The sequence below is a fragment of the Gordonia humi genome (assembly GCF_014197435.1).
In the GTDB taxonomy this organism is placed as follows: Bacteria; Actinomycetota; Actinomycetes; order Mycobacteriales; family Mycobacteriaceae; genus Gordonia; species Gordonia humi.
Map to the genome: position 1 here is coordinate 3,142,100 of NZ_JACIFP010000001.1, position 16,715 is coordinate 3,158,814.

Annotated in this window: 16 protein-coding genes and 3 pseudogenes; 10 read left to right on the plus strand and 9 right to left on the minus strand. The window is 63.7% G+C overall.

The window, feature by feature from the left end; all coding sequences use genetic code 11:
• Positions 1-6: 6 nt before the first annotated feature.
• The 5 genes from egtD to BKA16_RS14440 all read right to left on the minus strand — a co-directional run bounded on the left by egtD (position 7) and on the right by BKA16_RS14440 (position 3,666).
• Positions 7-930 carry an L-histidine N(alpha)-methyltransferase gene (egtD, locus tag BKA16_RS14420; RefSeq protein WP_387995668.1) on the minus strand — a complete coding sequence of 308 codons (924 nt, stop codon included), beginning with the start codon at positions 928-930 and terminating at the stop codon, positions 7-9.
• The gene (egtB, locus tag BKA16_RS14425; RefSeq protein ID WP_183371347.1) at positions 927-2,198 is read right to left on the minus strand and encodes an ergothioneine biosynthesis protein EgtB; all 1,272 of its coding nucleotides are present in this window, start codon (positions 2,196-2,198) and stop codon (positions 927-929) included. Before egtB ends, egtD begins: the two co-directional genes overlap by 4 nt.
• A complete protein-coding gene (locus BKA16_RS14430; RefSeq protein WP_183371349.1) occupies positions 2,195-2,395 on the minus strand; it encodes a hypothetical protein in 201 nt (66 codons plus the stop codon). The genes egtB and BKA16_RS14430 overlap by 4 nt, the downstream gene beginning before the upstream one ends.
• Before the next feature lie 58 nt (positions 2,396-2,453).
• On the minus strand, positions 2,454-3,065 hold the full coding sequence (locus tag BKA16_RS14435) for a flavodoxin family protein (RefSeq protein ID WP_183371350.1): 612 nt from the start codon (positions 3,063-3,065) through the stop codon (positions 2,454-2,456).
• Between the two features lie 106 nt (positions 3,066-3,171).
• Positions 3,172-3,666: a CinA family protein gene (locus BKA16_RS14440; RefSeq protein WP_183371351.1), complete on the minus strand. Its 495-nt coding sequence runs from the start codon at positions 3,664-3,666 to the stop codon at positions 3,172-3,174.
• A 232-nt stretch (positions 3,667-3,898) separates the two neighbouring features.
• Between BKA16_RS14440 and BKA16_RS14445 the strand changes: the two genes are divergently transcribed.
• Positions 3,899-5,187 (plus strand): IS3 family transposase gene (locus BKA16_RS14445; protein WP_183369294.1). Its coding sequence is split into 2 segments (ribosomal slippage): positions 3,899-4,193 and positions 4,193-5,187, totalling 1,290 coding nucleotides; the frame shifts between segments, so codons are not numbered across the junction.
• Positions 5,188-5,416: 229 nt separating this feature from the next.
• Positions 5,417-6,763 (plus strand): IS256 family transposase, encoded by a 1,347-nt coding sequence (locus BKA16_RS14450; RefSeq protein ID WP_183373080.1) that lies wholly within the window; start codon positions 5,417-5,419, stop codon positions 6,761-6,763.
• Here BKA16_RS14450 and BKA16_RS14455 read toward each other — a convergent pair.
• Positions 6,690-7,250, minus strand: coding sequence for a helix-turn-helix domain-containing protein (locus BKA16_RS14455; RefSeq protein ID WP_183371352.1), 561 nt, complete (start codon positions 7,248-7,250; stop codon positions 6,690-6,692). The two genes, BKA16_RS14450 and BKA16_RS14455, sit on opposite strands and share 74 nt — an antisense overlap.
• Positions 7,251-7,636: 386 nt before the next feature.
• Between BKA16_RS14455 and BKA16_RS14460 the strand changes: the two are divergent.
• From BKA16_RS14460 to BKA16_RS14475, 4 genes and pseudogenes are all read left to right on the plus strand, one after another.
• A pseudogene (locus tag BKA16_RS14460) lies at positions 7,637-8,538 on the plus strand (tyrosine-type recombinase/integrase); the annotation flags it as partial.
• A 137-nt stretch (positions 8,539-8,675) separates the two neighbouring features.
• A complete protein-coding gene (locus tag BKA16_RS14465; protein ID WP_183369212.1) occupies positions 8,676-9,935 on the plus strand; it encodes an IS256 family transposase in 1,260 nt (419 codons plus the stop codon).
• A 50-nt stretch (positions 9,936-9,985) separates the two neighbouring features.
• Positions 9,986-10,198 (plus strand): annotated as a pseudogene (locus BKA16_RS14470) (tyrosine-type recombinase/integrase); the annotation flags it as partial.
• Positions 10,195-10,527: a helix-turn-helix domain-containing protein gene (locus BKA16_RS14475; protein ID WP_183371353.1), complete on the plus strand. Its 333-nt coding sequence runs from the start codon at positions 10,195-10,197 to the stop codon at positions 10,525-10,527. The pseudogene BKA16_RS14470 and the gene BKA16_RS14475, both read left to right, overlap by 4 nt.
• A gap of 224 nt (positions 10,528-10,751) precedes the next feature.
• Here BKA16_RS14475 and BKA16_RS24190 read toward each other — a convergent pair whose 3' ends face one another.
• The gene (locus BKA16_RS24190; protein WP_183371354.1) at positions 10,752-10,964 is read right to left on the minus strand and encodes a hypothetical protein; all 213 of its coding nucleotides are present in this window, start codon (positions 10,962-10,964) and stop codon (positions 10,752-10,754) included.
• Between the two features lie 21 nt (positions 10,965-10,985).
• Here BKA16_RS24190 and BKA16_RS23915 point away from each other — a divergent pair, with 21 nt between their 5' ends.
• From BKA16_RS23915 to BKA16_RS14500, 4 genes and pseudogenes are all read left to right on the plus strand, one after another.
• Positions 10,986-12,041: a hypothetical protein gene (locus tag BKA16_RS23915; protein ID WP_343067430.1), complete on the plus strand. Its 1,056-nt coding sequence runs from the start codon at positions 10,986-10,988 to the stop codon at positions 12,039-12,041.
• 69 nt (positions 12,042-12,110) lie between these two features.
• Positions 12,111-12,545, plus strand: a complete 435-nt coding sequence (locus BKA16_RS14490) for an ArsI/CadI family heavy metal resistance metalloenzyme (protein ID WP_183371355.1) — start codon at positions 12,111-12,113, stop codon at positions 12,543-12,545.
• A gap of 111 nt (positions 12,546-12,656) precedes the next feature.
• Positions 12,657-13,715 carry an IS630 family transposase gene (locus BKA16_RS14495; protein ID WP_183371356.1) on the plus strand — a complete coding sequence of 353 codons (1,059 nt, stop codon included), beginning with the start codon at positions 12,657-12,659 and terminating at the stop codon, positions 13,713-13,715.
• A 90-nt stretch (positions 13,716-13,805) separates the two neighbouring features.
• A pseudogene (locus BKA16_RS14500) lies at positions 13,806-14,036 on the plus strand (ArsR/SmtB family transcription factor); the annotation flags it as partial.
• Between the two features lie 32 nt (positions 14,037-14,068).
• Here BKA16_RS14500 and BKA16_RS14505 read toward each other — a convergent pair.
• Both BKA16_RS14505 and BKA16_RS14510 read right to left on the minus strand, forming a co-directional pair.
• Positions 14,069-15,237, minus strand: a protein-coding gene (locus BKA16_RS14505) for an IS3 family transposase (protein WP_183373082.1) whose coding sequence is annotated in 2 segments (ribosomal slippage) — positions 14,069-14,950 and positions 14,953-15,237 — 1,167 coding nt in all. Because the reading frame shifts where the segments join, the coding sequence is not laid out codon by codon here.
• A gap of 172 nt (positions 15,238-15,409) precedes the next feature.
• A protein-coding gene (locus BKA16_RS14510; RefSeq protein WP_183369294.1) for an IS3 family transposase occupies positions 15,410-16,698 on the minus strand; the annotation gives its coding sequence in 2 pieces (ribosomal slippage) (positions 15,410-16,404 and positions 16,404-16,698; 1,290 coding nt in all).
• Positions 16,699-16,715: the final 17 nt, after the last annotated feature.

Consider the following 16,715-nt stretch of genomic DNA (forward strand, 5'->3'; position numbering starts at 1 on the left):
CCATTCTTACAGACGGCAGAGTGTCAACTGGAAGTCGCCGGCCGGATCTGTCCACACATCGACCGGCGTGAATCCCGCGGCGGTCACCTCGGCGTCGACCATTGACGGGGTGAACTTCACACTGATCTCGGTGAGCAGGTCGCCGCCTGCGGGCAGCCGCCATCGCCGACGTACCGACGGGAATTGCGCGTCGACGGTGCGGCGTGCGCGGAGCTTCATCTCCACGCGGTGTGCGGCCGGGTTCCAGCAGGCGACGTGGTCGAAGTCGTCGGCGTACAAGCCGACCGCACCGTACCGGGAACGCAGTACTTCGACGACGTTGCGGTTGAAGTCCGCGGTGACCCCGGCCTGGTCGTTGTAAGCGGCGGTGAGACGACCGGTGTCCTTGACCAGGTCGGTGCCGAGCAGGAGGGTGTCGCCGGGGGACAGGGTGTCGGCGAGTCGAGAGAGGAACGCGGCGCGAGCGTGGTCGTCGAAATTGCCGATGGTGCTGCCGAGGAACGCCACCAAGCGTCGCCCGGTCGCGGCCGGCAGTGACACGCGTGCGTCGGTGAAGTCGGCTTCCACCGCGGTGATCGTGAGATCCGGGTAGGCAATGGCGAGGTTCTCCGCCGTCGCCGCCAGCATTTCCGCGCTGACGTCGACGGGCACGTATGTGCTGCCGACGGGCAGGGCGTCCAGCAGTAGCCGGGTCTTAGCGGAAGTTCCCGAACCGAGTTCGACGAGCGTCGTCGCCGCCGATGCGGCGACGATCCGCCGCCCCGCCGCCTGCAGGATCTCCGTCTCACGGCGCGCCGGATAGTACTCGGGAAGTCGGGTTATCTCGTCGAAGAGCAGGCTGCCGCGCCTGTCGTACAGGCAGCTGGCCGGCAGAGCCGGCTGGGCGTTCCACAAGCCCCGCAAGACGGCGTTGCCACTGCCGGTCATCATCGGGCCAGCCTCAGGCCGGAGAACGCCCACCGTGCACGGGCCGGGAAGAAATTGCGGTAGGTGACACGCTCGTGACCCGGCGGGGTGACGGCGGACGCGCCGCGCAGCACATGCTGATCGCACATGAACTTGCCGTTGTACTCGCCGACCGCCCCGTTCGCGGGAACGAACCGGGGGTACGGCAGGTAGGCGCTGGCCGTCCATTCCCACACGTCGCCGATCATCGCCGCGCCTACGCGCCGGGGATGACAACGCTTCGGATCGAGCAATTCCCCGCGGTCGTCGGCGACGGCGCGCGCGGCCGCCTCCCATTCGAACTCGGTGGGGAGACGCGCACCGGCCCAGCGGGCATAGGCGTCGGCTTCGTAGAAGGACACGTGGAGTACCGGCTCGTCTGCGACGATCGGTCGACGACCCGACAGGGTGAAGGTGCTCCACCGTCCGGCATCGTCCTGTTGCCAGTACTCGGGCGCCTCCCAACCGACGTCGACGCGGTGCGCCCACCCGTCCGACAGCCACAATTCGGGCCGCCTGTAGCCGCCGTCGACCACGAACTCCAGCCAGTCCGCATTGGTGACCAGTCGGGACGCGACCTCGACGTCGTCGATGAGCACCTGGTGCACCGGGCCTTCGTTGTCGTATGCGAAACCGTCGCCGGGCGCACCGACCTGGACGATCCCGCCGGGCACCTCACGCCAGGTCGGTGGCGGCGGGGCCGACGTCGGCGGATCGGGCAGGCGATCGATGTACACCGGTCCCGGGGTGAACGGCATCGTCGAGAACAGGTGTTTGAGGTCCATCAGGATCAGTTCCTGATGCTGTTGCTCGTGGTGACAGCCTAGCTCCAGGAGACGCAGACCCTCCTCGTCGAGGGCGCCTGCCTCGAGCGCGGAGTCGATTGCCGCGTCGACGTGGCGGCGATAGTGCGTCACGTCAGTGACGCCGGGGCGGGTGACGAGCCCCCGGCTTGGCCGCGGATGCCGGTCGCCGACAGCCTCGTAGTAGCTATTGAACAGGTATCGGAAGGTGTCGTCATACACGGCGTACGATGGATCCCTTCGCAGCACGAACTCTTCGAAGAACCAGGACACGTGGGCGCGGTGCCATTTGGTCGGGCTTGCGTCGGTCATCGACTGCGGGATCTGGTCTTCCGCCGACAGCGTGTCGGTGAGCCGGTCGGTGAGTGCACGGACGTGCGCGAATCGTTCGCGGAGTCCGGCGGTGCCGCCCGGCGCTGGGCGCGGGCTCTCGGTGGTCGACGCGGTCACCGGGGAACTCCGGGCTCGCTGCTGTCGGTCCGGGCGGACATCACCCACCGCCCGTCCTGGTCGACCTTCATCTGATAGTCCAGTTCGTGGGAGGGCACCTCGATGCTGCTGTGCCAGTCGTAGGCATCCCGCGCGTTGTCGAAGTCCTTCGTATCGATGAACTCGGAGTCGGGCTTGATTGCTAGGTACGTTGCCATCGTCGGCCTCCTGTGATCGTGTCGGCTATCGATATCGGTGTGTCCGGCGCGTGGCTGGTCAGTAGGGCGGATAGGTCCGGTCGGCGAGCTGCGCGGCCAGATGGGTGGCGTTGCGGGCCGCCGTCGCGGTGGTCGCCGCAGTCGGTTCCGGGGTGGTATCGAGGTCGTTGTAGTCCACGCCCTGCATGGACTCGCCGTTCCAGTACGTCCCTCCCTGCGCCGGGATCGTGTACCCGATGTCGTTGAGACCCTGGAAGACATCGGCGATGATCTTGTGTGCGCCGTCCTCGTTACCGACGACGGCGGCGACCGCCACCTTGCCGACCATCCCCGGTCGGTTGCGGTCATCGGTCGCCGACAGTTCGGCGTCGAGACGCTCGAGGGCTCGCTGCGCGACACTCGACATGTGGCCCAGCCACGTGGGCGTGGCGAACACGAGGATGTCGGCGTGGACGAGAGCCCGGCGGATCTCCGGCCATTGGTCGCCGTCGCCCATGTCTGCTTCGACGCCTGGCGCGATGTCGTAGTCGACCACCCGGATCGGTGCGGAGACGGTGACGCCGTTCTGGGACAACTGGTCGAGGACCTGACCGGCGAGGAGTTCGGTGCTCGACTGTGCGGGCGTCGGTTTCAGGCTGCAGGTGAGTGCTACTGCGTGTAGTTCAGTCATGCCCGGCGAGTACCCGCCTGCAGTTGTCCGCAAACGTGACGTTCCGACGTCGAGCGCACCGTCTGCAGCGGCGGAAGACCACCGGCCGCTGGGCGGTGACCGACATTCAGGACAGGTCGTGGAAGGCCTCGACGAACAGGACGATAAGCTCAAGCGCCCGCGTCACTGTCTGCGCGATGATCTCGTCGGTAGTGCCCTCGAAGTCGCGGTACTCGGTGTGAATGGCGTCGCCCGCGACGATCCCGAGCCAGACGGTGCCGGGGTTGTGCCCCTCCTGGCGTCCGGGTCCGGCTGCGCCGGTGACAGCTACGACCACGTCGGCGCCGAGAAGTTCCGCGGTCGTGACGGCCATAGTTCGGGCACTGATCTCGGAGATCACCGGGACGTCGGGCACACGGAGGAGCCGGTGCTTCACCGCGGAGACATAGGCGACGATGCTGCCGAAGTACCACTCCGACGAGCCCGGCGCCGCACCGAGCGTGCAGGCGATCTGCCCTCCGGTGAGCGATTCGGCAGTGGCGACCGACCGGCCCGTCGACCGGGCCGCGTCACCGACACGAGCAGCGAGGCGGGCGTGTTCGTCGGTCGAGGGATCTGCCATCCCTCGCGTATACCCGGCGCACCGGAAGCCGAAACATGTAAGGCTTACGAACGACGACTTCTCGTGGGAGTACATCGCATAGCGCCTTGTCTCCTCGATGACGACATATTTCGTCGCGTGACGAAAGTGGACGGGGACCACCTTTCGTCGAGGTGAGACAGGCTCACACTGCTGGGATCTCTGATCCGTCCCGGGATTTCCGGAGGGTTCGTCTCAAGGGAAGATGGATCTCATGGCAGCAGGAACGAAGCACTACTCGGCGGAGTTGAAGCGTGACGCGGTGACGATGGTGGTGGAGTTGGTGGGTCAGGGTTCGACGGAGTGGGCGGCGATGAAGAAGACCGCGGACCTGCTCGGTGTGGGCGCAGCCGAAACGGTGCGCCAGTGGGTGCGTAAGGCCCCCGGCGTCGGGGCCGCCTCGGTCTCCTCGGGCGGCGCTTCGGCCGATACGGCTGAGGAGGTGCGTCGGCTCCGCAAGGAAGTCGCCGAACTCAAACGTGCCAACGGCATCCTGAAGGCGGCATCAGCTTTCTTCGCGGCCGAGATCGACCGGCCACATCGCTGATCGTGGGGTTCATCGGCGCTCACCAGGGAAACCGGGTGGGCGCCGATGGTCTTGTCTGGGGAGTCGATTCGATGTGCCAGGTGCTCACCGAGCACGGTATGGCCATCGCCCCGTCCACGTACTACGAGTACCGTCGGCGGAGTCCGTCGGCGCGCATGCGGGCGGATGCTCGCGTCATCGACGCGATTTTCACCATGCGCCGGCAGCACCCGCTGACCCGCGTCCTGGGCTCACGCAAGACATGGATCATATTGCGCAGCAATGGAATTGATGTGGCGCGCTGCACCGTCGAGCGTCTCATGAGTGAGATGGGCTGGCGCGGGGCGTCGAAGAAAAAGTCCCCGCGCACCACGACCCCCAACCCCGAGCATCACCGGCCGGCCGACCTGGTCGACCGCCACTTCTACGCGGCCGCACCCAACCGGCTGTGGGTGGCCGACTTCACCTACTGCCGCACCGTCGGCGGCTGGGCCTACACCGCGTTCGTCACCGACGTCTTCGCCCGCAAGATCGTCGGCTGGAAAGTCGCCGCGGAGATGACCTCCGACCTGGTCACCACCGCTATCGACAACGCGATTGACAACCGGAAACGTTGTGGCACAACGGCTTTCGATCATCTGATTCATCACAGCGATGCGGGGTCGCAGTACACGGCTCTCGCGTTCGGGCAACGGCTGGCCGCAGCGGGGATCGCCGCCTCGATCGGCAGCATCGGTGACAGCTACGACAACGCGTTAGCCGAATCGGTCAACGCCGACTACAAGAACGAACTCGTCGACAACCAGCCCCGATTCCACGGCGTCGCGGAACTGTCACTGGCCACCGCCGAATGGGTCGCGTTCTACAACCGGCAGCGGCCTCACAGCTACTGCCACGACCTCACCCCCGACCACGCCGAGCGACTCCACTACGATCGGATCGCCACCCTCAATCCGGAGGAGGCACTCACGACCTGAGCTCTCCGGAAACACCGGGATGGATCACTCACAGGACGGACGCATGCTGGTCTCGCAGGCGCAGGCAATGCAGTGGAGCAGTGGGGCGGTTCAACTTCTGGACAGCCCTCGAGTAGTGCCCCATAAGGTGGTGTAACTCGGTGGCCGGGGCGTGTCAGATGGTGTGTGTAAGCGGTGATGTTCAGTCCTGAAAGGAACTCACCTCGTGACCATCGAAGAGAATGTAGTTGTGGATCAACCTGTTTCGCGTGAAGAACGCCGAGGACGCCAGGCAGCGACCGTCGATCAACTCGTCGCTTCCGGGGCGTTGGACGGCGTGTTCGCCCAGATCGACGCCGGCCAGCCGATCGCCGGCGAAGACGGCCTCCTCAACGCCTTGTTGAAGGCCACCCTCGAGCGAGGGCTCAACGTCGAGCTGACCGAGCACCTCGGCTACGAGACTGGTGACGCCGACGCCTCGTCGTTTCCGAACTCGCGCAACGGCTACAGCGCGAAGACGCTGGCGACCGAGGTCGGCGATGTGGAGATCAGCGTCCCGCGTGATCGGGACGGCACCTTCACGCCGATGCTCGTGCGTAAGGGGCAGCGCCGCCTCGACGGGCTCGACGGGATGATCGTGTCCCTGTATGCGGGTGGGATGGCGATCCGAGACATTCAGCATCACCTGATCTCGACGATCGGCACCGACTTGTCGCACGAGACGATTTCGAAGATCACCGACGAGGTCTCCGACGAAGTGACCCGGTGGCAGACCCGCGACCTCGACGCCCTGTACCCGGTCATCTACCTGGACGCGATCGTGGTCAAGATCCGTGACGGCGGGCACGTGATCAACAAGGCCGCGCACATTGCCGTCGGCGTCGACATGGACGGGGTCAAACACGTCCTGGGCATCTGGATCCAGGAGCATGAGGGTGCCAAGTTCTGGGCTGGGGTCTGCGCCGAGCTCCGCAACCGCGGAGTCGCGGACGTGCTCATCGTGTGCTGTGACGGGCTGACCGGGTTCGCTGAGGCCGTTGAGGCCACGTGGCCGCAAGCGACGGTCCAAACATGTGTGGTGCACCTGATCCGGGCGTCGATGCGGTTCGTCTCCTACACCGACCGCAAAGCCGTCGTGCGCCTGTTGAAGCCGATCTATCAGGCCTCGACCGAGCAGGCCGCCGCCGACGCATTAGACGCGTTCGAAGACTCCGACATGGGGCGGAAGTATCCATCGGCAGTGAAGTCGTTCCGGGCAGCGTGGGACCGGTTCATCCCGTTCCTGACGTTCCCTCCCGAGTTACGGAAGGTCATCTACACGACCAACGCGATCGAGTCGTTGAACTTCCAGCTGCGCAAGGTCACGAAGAACCGCGGGCAGTTCCCCAACGACGCCGCAGCAGTGAAGCTGTTGTGGCTGGCCATCTGCAACATCGAGGACAAACGCGCCCGCGAACGCGCCAAGGAGCGCGGGAAGAACGCCGCTGATCGACGAGCCTCCGGACGCCTCGTCGAGGGTGCGGTCACCACGAACTGGAAACGCGCTCTCGAACAGTTATCGATGGTCTATCCCGAACGAATCGACCGTCACCTCTAACTCGAACACTAGACCGACTTACACAGAAAACTTGACAGGCTCCGGTGGAGAACTTGAATGTTCCCGATCGCCACGGCTGAACGCCGTACTCACGCCAGGCGCGGGCGACCGTGGCGTTCCCGATTCCGAGGTGCCCGGCCAGCAGCCGCGAGGACCAATGCGTGACTCCGTACTTTCTCGGTGGCGGCATCAACGTCGCCGACACGACATCGGCGTGATTGAGATACCTTGGGCGACCGGTCCTTTCAGCGTCGAGCAGACCATCGAGTCCGTCCTGGAGATACCGTGAACGCCACTTGAGGACCGTCGGTACCGACGTCCCGACGGCCTCACTGATTCGCGTATTAGCCATCCCATCGGCAGCAAGCACGACGATCCGCGCCCGACGCGCCAGACCAGCCGACGTCGTGGTCGACCTCAACAACTGATCGAGCTCGTCCGCATCACCATCACGCAGTTCCAGGGCCGGGGCTGGAGTATTAGCCATAACCAATTCTCTCAACCCAACAACCCTAAACTAATTAACGACACGCGACACTAGGCTGGCAAACAACAATCGGCGAGGACGAGTTCTCTCATCTGTTTGAACTCGTCCTAGTTTCAAGCCGATAATATACATTATGTCAACTAAACCTCTGCGTATTACAGCAGATGAATCAATCGCCTGCCCCGGCATGTGCCCCCTTTGTGCATTGCCCTGACCTACGAAAAGTTCCTCTATGTGGAGCCGCTGGCGTCGCCTAGGCAGTAAGTCGCGGCCCAGGAGCACCGCAACATCCTCTTCGGACGACGTTTCTGACCTGCGCCTATTGCCTTCAGGTCTCATCTGATGCAACATTGATTCATCGGGTGAAACCGGATTTGGAGGTTTCGATGCAGATCGACGAGGTTGGCCGCGTCCACTTAGTGAAGTCTGTCCCACTGCTACATCCCGAGGAACGGGTCGTCGAGCTGATGCTCGGTGGCTGGCGAAACCAACAGCTGTCGCGGAATCTGCAGTTCGAGACGATCGATCAACGCGCACGATGTGTCCACCGGTTCATCGCGCACTGCAACGAGGAACCCTGGAAGTGGACGCCCGCGATGGTCGAGGAGTTCTCCGCTGATCTTCGCTCGATCCACCACGTTGCGCACTCAACCCTGCGCGGATATCACAACGCGTTGCGGGCGTTCTGCTCCTACGTCAGCAATCCCGACTACGGGTGGGATCGCGTCTGCGAAGCCTGTTCGGCACCCACCCGGCGCAGGTGTTCTCCGAGTGGAACACCGCACGTCACATCCAGGAGTATGACGGACAGCCGACCAAACGCCCGTACACGCGCGAAGAACTCGACGCGCTGTTCGAGTACGCGGACGAGGAAGTCGCCCGGGTCGGTGCGACCGGCCGCAAAGGCTGGCAGGCCGCATACCGTGATGCGACGATGATGAAACTCGCGTACGCCTACGGGCTCCGGTTCGTCGAGGTCAGCCACCTACAGACGGTCGACTTCGCCCGCAATCCTCACGCGCGCGAGTTCGGCAAGTTCGGCGTCTGCAGAGTCCGGTACGGAAAATCGCACAACGGGTCGCCGCCGAAGCCACGGTCGGTGCTGACGGTGTGGCGCTGGACGCCACCGATCATCGACGACTGGCTCGAGAACGGCCGAGGCCATCCCGACAGTCTGGATGTCTTCCCGAGCGAGCGCGGTGGGCTCGTCGGTGAGTCGACGCTGATCCGGCGGCTCCACCGGTACCGGACCGCACTGGGGATCCCCAAAGCGGTAGATCTGCACTCGTTAGTAGTGCCCCATAGAGTGGTGTAACTCGGTGACCAGGACCGTGGCTGGCCAGCGTGTGGCTGTCGGCATGAGAGCGGTCACCGTGTGATCCTTCGAGTCAACCTTCCACAGAATCCTCGAATGGAGTCATCACGATGACCGCACCCCACATTGTCGATCCTGCCGGCCTGTTAAGCCAAGCCCTCGCCGATGCATCACCTGATCTGATGCGCGAGTTGCTGCAGACGATGATCAACGCTCTGCTATCGGCCGACGCCGACGCCGTCTGCGGCGCAGAATGGAACGCCCGCTCGGCCGAGCGCACCAACTACCGCAACGGCTACCGGCACCGATCCCTCGATACCCGCGTGGGCACCGTCGAGGTCGCCGTGCCGAAACTGCGCTCAGGATCCTACTTCCCCGAATGGCTGCTCGAGCGCCGCAAACGCGCCGAATCCGCGCTGATCACCGTGGTCGCGGACTGTTATCTGGCCGGAGTCTCGACCCGCCGGATGGACAAGTTGGTCAAGACCTTGGGTATCGATTCGTTGTCGAAGTCGCAGGTCTCACGGATGGCCGAAGACCTCGATGAGCAGGTTGCCGCGTTCCGGCATCGCCGTCTCGAGGAGGCCGGCCCGTTCACGTTCGTCACCGCCGACGCGTTGACGATCAAGGTCCGCGAGAACAAGCAGGTCGTCAAAGCCGTCGTCCTGCTCGCTACCGGCGTCAACGGTGACGGCCACCGCGAAGTCCTCGGTATGCAGGTCGCCACCAGCGAGAGCACAGCCTCCTGGAACACGTTCTTCGCCGACCTGGTCGCCCGCGGCCTGGGCGGAGTCCGCCTGGTGACCTCCGACGCCCACGCCGGCCTCATCGAAGCGATCGCAGCGAACCTGCCGGGAGCGGCGTGGCAGCGCTGCCGCACCCACTACGCCGCGAACCTGATGGCCGTGTGCCCCAAGTCCATGTGGCCAGCCGTGAAGGCGATGCTGCACAGCGTGTATGACCAGCCCACCGCCGACTCGGTGAACGCCCAGTTCGACCGGCTCCTGGAGTACACCCAAGGGCGGCTCCCTGATGTGGCCGAGCACCTCGGCGATGCTCGCGAGGACCTGTTGGCGTTCACCGCATTCCCCGACGACGTGTGGCGGCAGATCTGGTCCAACAACCCCACCGAACGCCTCAACCGCGAGATCCGACGGCGTACCGACGTCGTCGGGATCTTCCCCAACAGAGACGCCATCGCCCGCCTCATCGGCGCCGTCCTGGCCGAACAGACCGACGAATGGGCCGAAGGACGCCGATACCTCGGCCTGGAAGTCCTCAGCAGATGCCGACTCACCCTGACCACCGACACCGACACCGACTCGCAGACGGAGGTGAGTACCGACCCGTTGATGGAACTACCCGCCTGATCACCAACGAAGGATCACAAACCAGTTACACCACTACCCGGGACTTGACCCACTCGTTTCGACGCTCGTACGCCACACACTTACTGGAAGCCGGTTGGGACCCACGATTCGTTCAGGACCAGATGGGCCACGAACACGCATCGACCACCGGGATCTACCAATTCACCTCTGACCAGTTCCGTCAATCGACTCTGCGTTCGGCGTTGGATCGGACCATGAAACAGGCACTGCGCAGCGCAGAGAACGGCAAGGAGAAGCAATGAAGCGGAAAGTCGACTACACCTGGCGCCTGGCCGAGCTGATGGCCACACGCGGGATGAACAACACGACCGACCTGATCCCCCTGCTAGCCGAACGCAACATCTCCCTCTCGCGGCCGCAGGTCTACCGCCTGGTCAACCAGCGTCCCGAACGCGTCTCGCTGCAACTAGTTTCCGCTCTCTGCGACGTCTTCAGCTGCGGCCCGGATGATCTCCTCACGGTCACGGCAGTCAATGCGCGCGAACACAAGAAGGCCAGCAACGCTGGCCCGAATGTCGTCTCACTCGACCGGACGGCGCGCCCACGCCGCGCCAACATCCTCGACGAGTAGCCACCCGCGATGAGGTGAACGTTATGGACCCAGACGGGCTGATCCCACACTACTCGGTTCGCGGTCGACCGCGATTGACCGACGGCTACTGGGTGTGCGACCGATGCGGACGATCTACGACCCGTATCCAGGCGCACTGGCCCGAGGGGCGAATCTGCTTCACCTGCTGGTTCACCGCGATCCACACTCACGGCATCTGCCCATGCTGCGGAGCCGCCCGACTCCTACCCGGCCCACCGACACAGGACCGAACACCGCTCTGCGCCGAGTGCGCCGGTATCGGCGACGATCTCCGCTGTGCCCGCTGCGGTGAGGAGAACGGACACCATCGCGGGCGGATCTGTGCTCGCTGCGCCGTTCGCGAGGACCTCTACCAGATCATGGGCGGTACGCCGACCGACCCGATTCTCCTCGGGCTCGTCGACGGGCTGTGCCAAGCGAAACGTCCTGAGTCGACGATGGTCTGGAAACGCTCGCCGAAGGTCATCGCGCTGCTGAGCGGGCTGGGCGACGGGACGATCGCGGCTACGCACGAAGGCCTCGACACACTGCCCGGGCGTGCGACCGAACATCTGCGGGCGCTGATGCAACACCATCAACTCCTCCCGCCTCGCGATCGGTGGCTCCCGCGATTCGAACAGTGGATCGAGATGAAGCTCGACGGCCTACCTGCTGAAGTTGCGCGGCCTGCCCGCCACTTCGCGACCTGGCACCAACTGCGCCGCATCCGCGAGATCGCCGATGACGGCCACGACACCCAACCGTCGGCCCGCTCAGCCAAACAGGAAATTACCGAGACCATCAAGTTCCTGACCTGGCTGCACCAAACCCACGCTCGCACTATCGCATCGTGCACCCAATACGACGTCGATCAATGGATCGCGACGGGACCGACCACCCGACACGCGATCCGCACCTTCCTCGTCGTCTGCAAGCGAGACAAACTCAACACCACCGTGGCCCTCGGTCACCGCGCCGCTCGCACGAGCCCAGAACTCACCCAAGACCAGCGGATCGCGTGGATCGGGGAACTGGTCACCGGTACCAGCGAAACACTCTCCTACCGTGTGGCCGGCATCCTCATCCTGCTCTACGCCCAACCATTGAAAGCAGTAGTGCGACTACGACGAGAAGCCGTCCTCGACGGCGTTCCCATGACCATCGCCTTCGGAACGCACCCAGTCGACGTTCCCGAACCGTTCGCCGACCTCGTCAGGCAACTCCTGCGTCATCGCACGAACCTGCGCATCACTGGCGAAGACACACCCTGGTTGTTCCCCGGCCGGCACGCCGACACCCACATGTTCCCCGACACCGTCATGCATCGACTCCGCAAGATCGGAATGAGCAATCTCGGCGCCCGCAACAGCGCCCTCAACGACCTCGTCATCGAATGTCCACCACCGATCGTCGCCGACGCCCTCGGCTACAGCCACCAAGTCGCGTTCCACCATGCCGAACTCGCTGGGGAGACCTGGGCACGCTACGCCGGCCGAACCATCCGACAGCCCTAACTCCTCTATCAAGTATTGCGGTAAACCCGTAACCGTCGATTCGACATTCATCAAAATGTGGAGGTTGCCATGTCCAGAGTCCAGCTCGCCCTCAACGTTGAAGATCTCGAGCAGTCGATCGCGTTCTACAGCACGCTGTTCAAGACCGTTCCAGGCAAGACGAAGCCGGGACAAGCGAATTTCGTCGTCGAGAATCCGCCCCTCAAGCTCGTCCTGCTGGAAAATCCAGGCAACGGAGGCAGCATCAATCACCTCGGCGTCGAGGTCGACACCAGCGAAGCCGTGCACGAGGAGATCGCACGGCTCAGCGAAGCCGGCCTGTTCACCGACGAACAGATCAACACCACGTGTTGCTTCGCGACACAGGACAAAGTCTGGGTCGAGGCGCCTGATACCGAGCGCTGGGAAGTCTACACCGTATTAGCCGACTCGGAATCCTTCGGGACTCCCCCGACGTTTTCTGACGACACCTCCACCACCTGCTGTGCAGCATCGAACTCATAAACAGGACCAGGCGCCCATTCGCCAGCAGCCCGTTGGCGAATGGGCCGCCACCGCCCCCTAGTGTCGCGTGTCGTTAATTAGTTTCTGGTTTCGGGCTTGAGAGAATGAGTTATGGCGAATTCTCCGGCTCCGGCTTTGGATCTGCGTGAGGGCGATGCTGTCGAACTCGATCGATTGTTGCGGTCGACGTCGACGCCGGCGGGTGTGGTGCGGCGGGCTCGGATCGTGACGTTGGCGGCCGAGGGTATGGCGAACTCGCACATCAGCGTGGTCGTTGGAGTGTCGGTCCCGACGGTACGCAAGTGGCGTGAACGGTACCTGCACGACGGGATGGTCGGTCTGCTCGATGATGATCGACCCGGCCGGCCGCGGCATATCGATCACTCCGACATCGTGTCGGCGACGTTGATGCCGCCACCGAAGAAGTACGGAGTCACGCACTGGTCTTCCCGGCTGCTGGCTGGGCATCTCGGGGTCGGGAACGCGACGATCGCCCGGGCGTGGCGCGAGTACGGAGTGCAGCCGTGGCGGTCGGGAACGTTCAGGTTCTCCACCGACCCAGAACTGGTCGCCAAGGTCACCGACGTCGTCGGCTTGTACCTGGAACCGCCGACGAACGCGATCGTGCTGTGCATCGATGAGAAGTCGCAGATCCAAGCACTCGATCGGACTGCGCCGATGTTGCCGATGCAGCCCGGTCAGATCGAACGCCGAACCCATGACTACAAGCGCCACGGAACGACCACGCTGTTCGCCGCGCTGGATATCGCGACGGGCCAGGTCACGGCCGCGGTCAAGCCGCGACACCGCCACCAGGAGTTCCTGGCGTTTCTGAGGCAGATCGACCGCGCCTACGGCGGCCAGGAACTGCATCTGGTGATGGACAACTACGCCACTCACAAGAAGGCTGAGGTCCGCGACTGGCTGGCCGAGCACCCGAACATGCACGTGCACTTCACTCCGACGTCAGGGTCATGGCTCAACCTCGTCGAGGTGTGGTTCGGGATCATCGACCGGCAAGCGATCCGCCGAGGAGTGTTCACCTCAGTCAACGACCTGAACGCGAAGATCCGAGCATTCATCAACGGATGGAATGGGCGGAAGCACCCGTTCGTGTGGACCAAGACTGCCGACGAAATCCTGAAGAAAGCCCAACCGAAAACTAATTAACGACACGCGACACTAGCTCGTTGAACCGTTCACTCGAGCCTCGTTGCGCAGTACATCGACACCTGTCAATATCGATATATGTCGAAACCGATGGCTCCGGCCGACGACATAGTCCGCTGCTCACCGCTCGTGCGCGAGCCACTCAACGAGGGCCAGGCAGCCGACCTCGCGGCAGCCTTCAAGGCGCTGAGTGATCCCGTCCGACTTCGACTACTCAGTTTGATCGCCAGCCATGAAGGCGGTGAGGCATGCGTGTGCGACATCTCTACCGCAGTCGATGTGTCACAGCCGACGATTTCGCATCATTTGAAGATTCTTAGGGTCTGCTGCACGGATAGGTGACAGTTTCGGTGTCATGCCGCGGTGAGCGCGGCGGTGTTGAGAATGGCCTCGAATTCGATAGGTGTCAACCGGCCCAGGCGGGCTTGCCGACGTCGGCGGTGGTAGGTCCGTTCGATCCAGGTGACGATCGCGATCCGCAGCTGTTCACGGGTGGCCCAGCGTTGGCGGTCGAGAACGTTGCGTTGCAGCAGCGCAAAGAACGATTCCATCGCGGCGTTGTCCCCAGCAGCACCGACCCGCCCCATCGATCCGACCAGACCGTGCCGATTCAATGCGAACACAAACTTCCGTGCACGGAATTGAGATCCCCTGTCCGAGTGGACAACACAACCGGCAACGCTGCCTTCTCGGCGGGCGATGGCGTTGTTGAGCGCATTCACGGCCAGGCCGGACTGCATGCGGGAGTCGATGCTGTATCCGACGATACGACCGGAGCAGGCGTCTTTGATCGCGCAGAGATACAGTTTGCCCTCGTCGGTCCAGTGCTCGGTGATGTCGGTGAACCACAGTTGATCGGGTGCGTCGGCGGTGAAGTTGCGTTCGACCAGGTCGTCATGCACCGGCGGGCCCGGTGTTTTGCCGGCCCGGCCAGGCTTCTTCCCGAAGCTCGACCACCACCGATTGGCCGAGCAGATCCGCCAGGCCGTTCGTGAGCTCATCGGCTGACCAGCATGTTCTGCTTCATCGGCGAGGAACCGGTACCCGAACTCCGGGTCATCACGATGGGCGTCGAACAGGGCATCCGCCCGTTGCGCTTCGACACGATCAGAGGTGGTGACCGGGTCTTTGAGCCACCGGTAGTAAGGCTGGCGGGAGAGCTTAAGCACCCGGCACGTCACCGTCACAGGAATCCCAGCTTCGGCGAGCTCTGTCACGAGCGGGTAGAGCCTTTTCCCGGCAGGTTCGCCTGCGACAGATACGCCGCGGCTCTGCGCAGGACCTCATTCTCCTGCTCCAGCAACCGGATTCGCTTGTTCGCTTCCCGTAGCTCCGCCCACTGCCCGCTCGTCACCCCGGGCTTGTTGCCGTCGTCGATATCGGCGCGGCGCATCCACTTCTGCAAGGTCATCGGGTGCACCCCGAAGTCCTTCGCAATCTGCTCGATCGTCACACCGATTTCACGGTCCCGGGCAACCCGAACCACGTCATCACGGAACTCTTTCGGATAAGGCTTGGGCACGATGGTCATCCTTCCAGGCCGGCCTTCCCAGGCAAGCCAGATCAGATGTCACCTATCCGTGCAGCAGTCCCCCCGGAGTTCGGGTACCGGTTCCTCGAGCTTGTCAACTTTTCTGTGTAAGTCGATTAGGTATTCGATCTACAAGTGATCCATCCCGGTGTTTCCGGAGAGCTCAGGTCGTGAGTGCCTCCTCCGGATTGAGGGTGGCGATCCGATCGTAGTGGAGTCGCTCGGCGTGGTCGGGGGTGAGGTCGTGGCAGTAGCTGTGAGGCCGCTGCCGGTTGTAGAACGCGACCCATTCGGCGGTGGCCAGTGACAGTTCCGCGACGCCGTGGAATCGGGGCTGGTTGTCGACGAGTTCGTTCTTGTAGTCGGCGTTGACCGATTCGGCTAACGCGTTGTCGTAGCTGTCACCGATGCTGCCGATCGAGGCGGCGATCCCCGCTGCGGCCAGCCGTTGCCCGAACGCGAGAGCCGTGTACTGCGACCCCGCATCGCTGTGATGAATCAGATGATCGAAAGCCGTTGTGCCACAACGTTTCCGGTTGTCAATCGCGTTGTCGATAGCGGTGGTGACCAGGTCGGAGGTCATCTCCGCGGCGACTTTCCAGCCGACGATCTTGCGGGCGAAGACGTCGGTGACGAACGCGGTGTAGGCCCAGCCGCCGACGGTGCGGCAGTAGGTGAAGTCGGCCACCCACAGCCGGTTGGGTGCGGCCGCGTAGAAGTGGCGGTCGACCAGGTCGGCCGGCCGGTGATGCTCGGGGTTGGGGGTCGTGGTGCGCGGGGACTTTTTCTTCGACGCCCCGCGCCAGCCCATCTCACTCATGAGACGCTCGACGGTGCAGCGCGCCACATCAATTCCATTGCTGCGCAATATGATCCATGTCTTGCGTGAGCCCAGGACGCGGGTCAGCGGGTGCTGCCGGCGCATGGTGAAAATCGCGTCGATGACGCGAGCATCCGCCCGCATGCGCGCCGACGGACTCCGCCGACGGTACTCGTAGTACGTGGACGGGGCGATGGCCATACCGTGCTCGGTGAGCACCTGGCACATCGAATCGACTCCCCAGACAAGACCATCGGCGCCCACCCGGTTTCCCTGGTGAGCGCCGATGAACCCCACGATCAGCGATGTGGCCGGTCGATCTCGGCCGCGAAGAAAGCTGATGCCGCCTTCAGGATGCCGTTGGCACGTTTGAGTTCGGCGACTTCCTTGCGGAGCCGACGCACCTCCTCAGCCGTATCGGCCGAAGCGCCGCCCGAGGAGACCGAGGCGGCCCCGACGCCGGGGGCCTTACGCACCCACTGGCGCACCGTTTCGGCTGCGCCCACACCGAGCAGGTCCGCGGTCTTCTTCATCGCCGCCCACTCCGTCGAACCCTGACCCACCAACTCCACCACCATCGTCACCGCGTCACGCTTCAACTCCGCCGAGTAGTGCTTCGTTCCTGCTGCCATGAGATCCATCTTCCCTT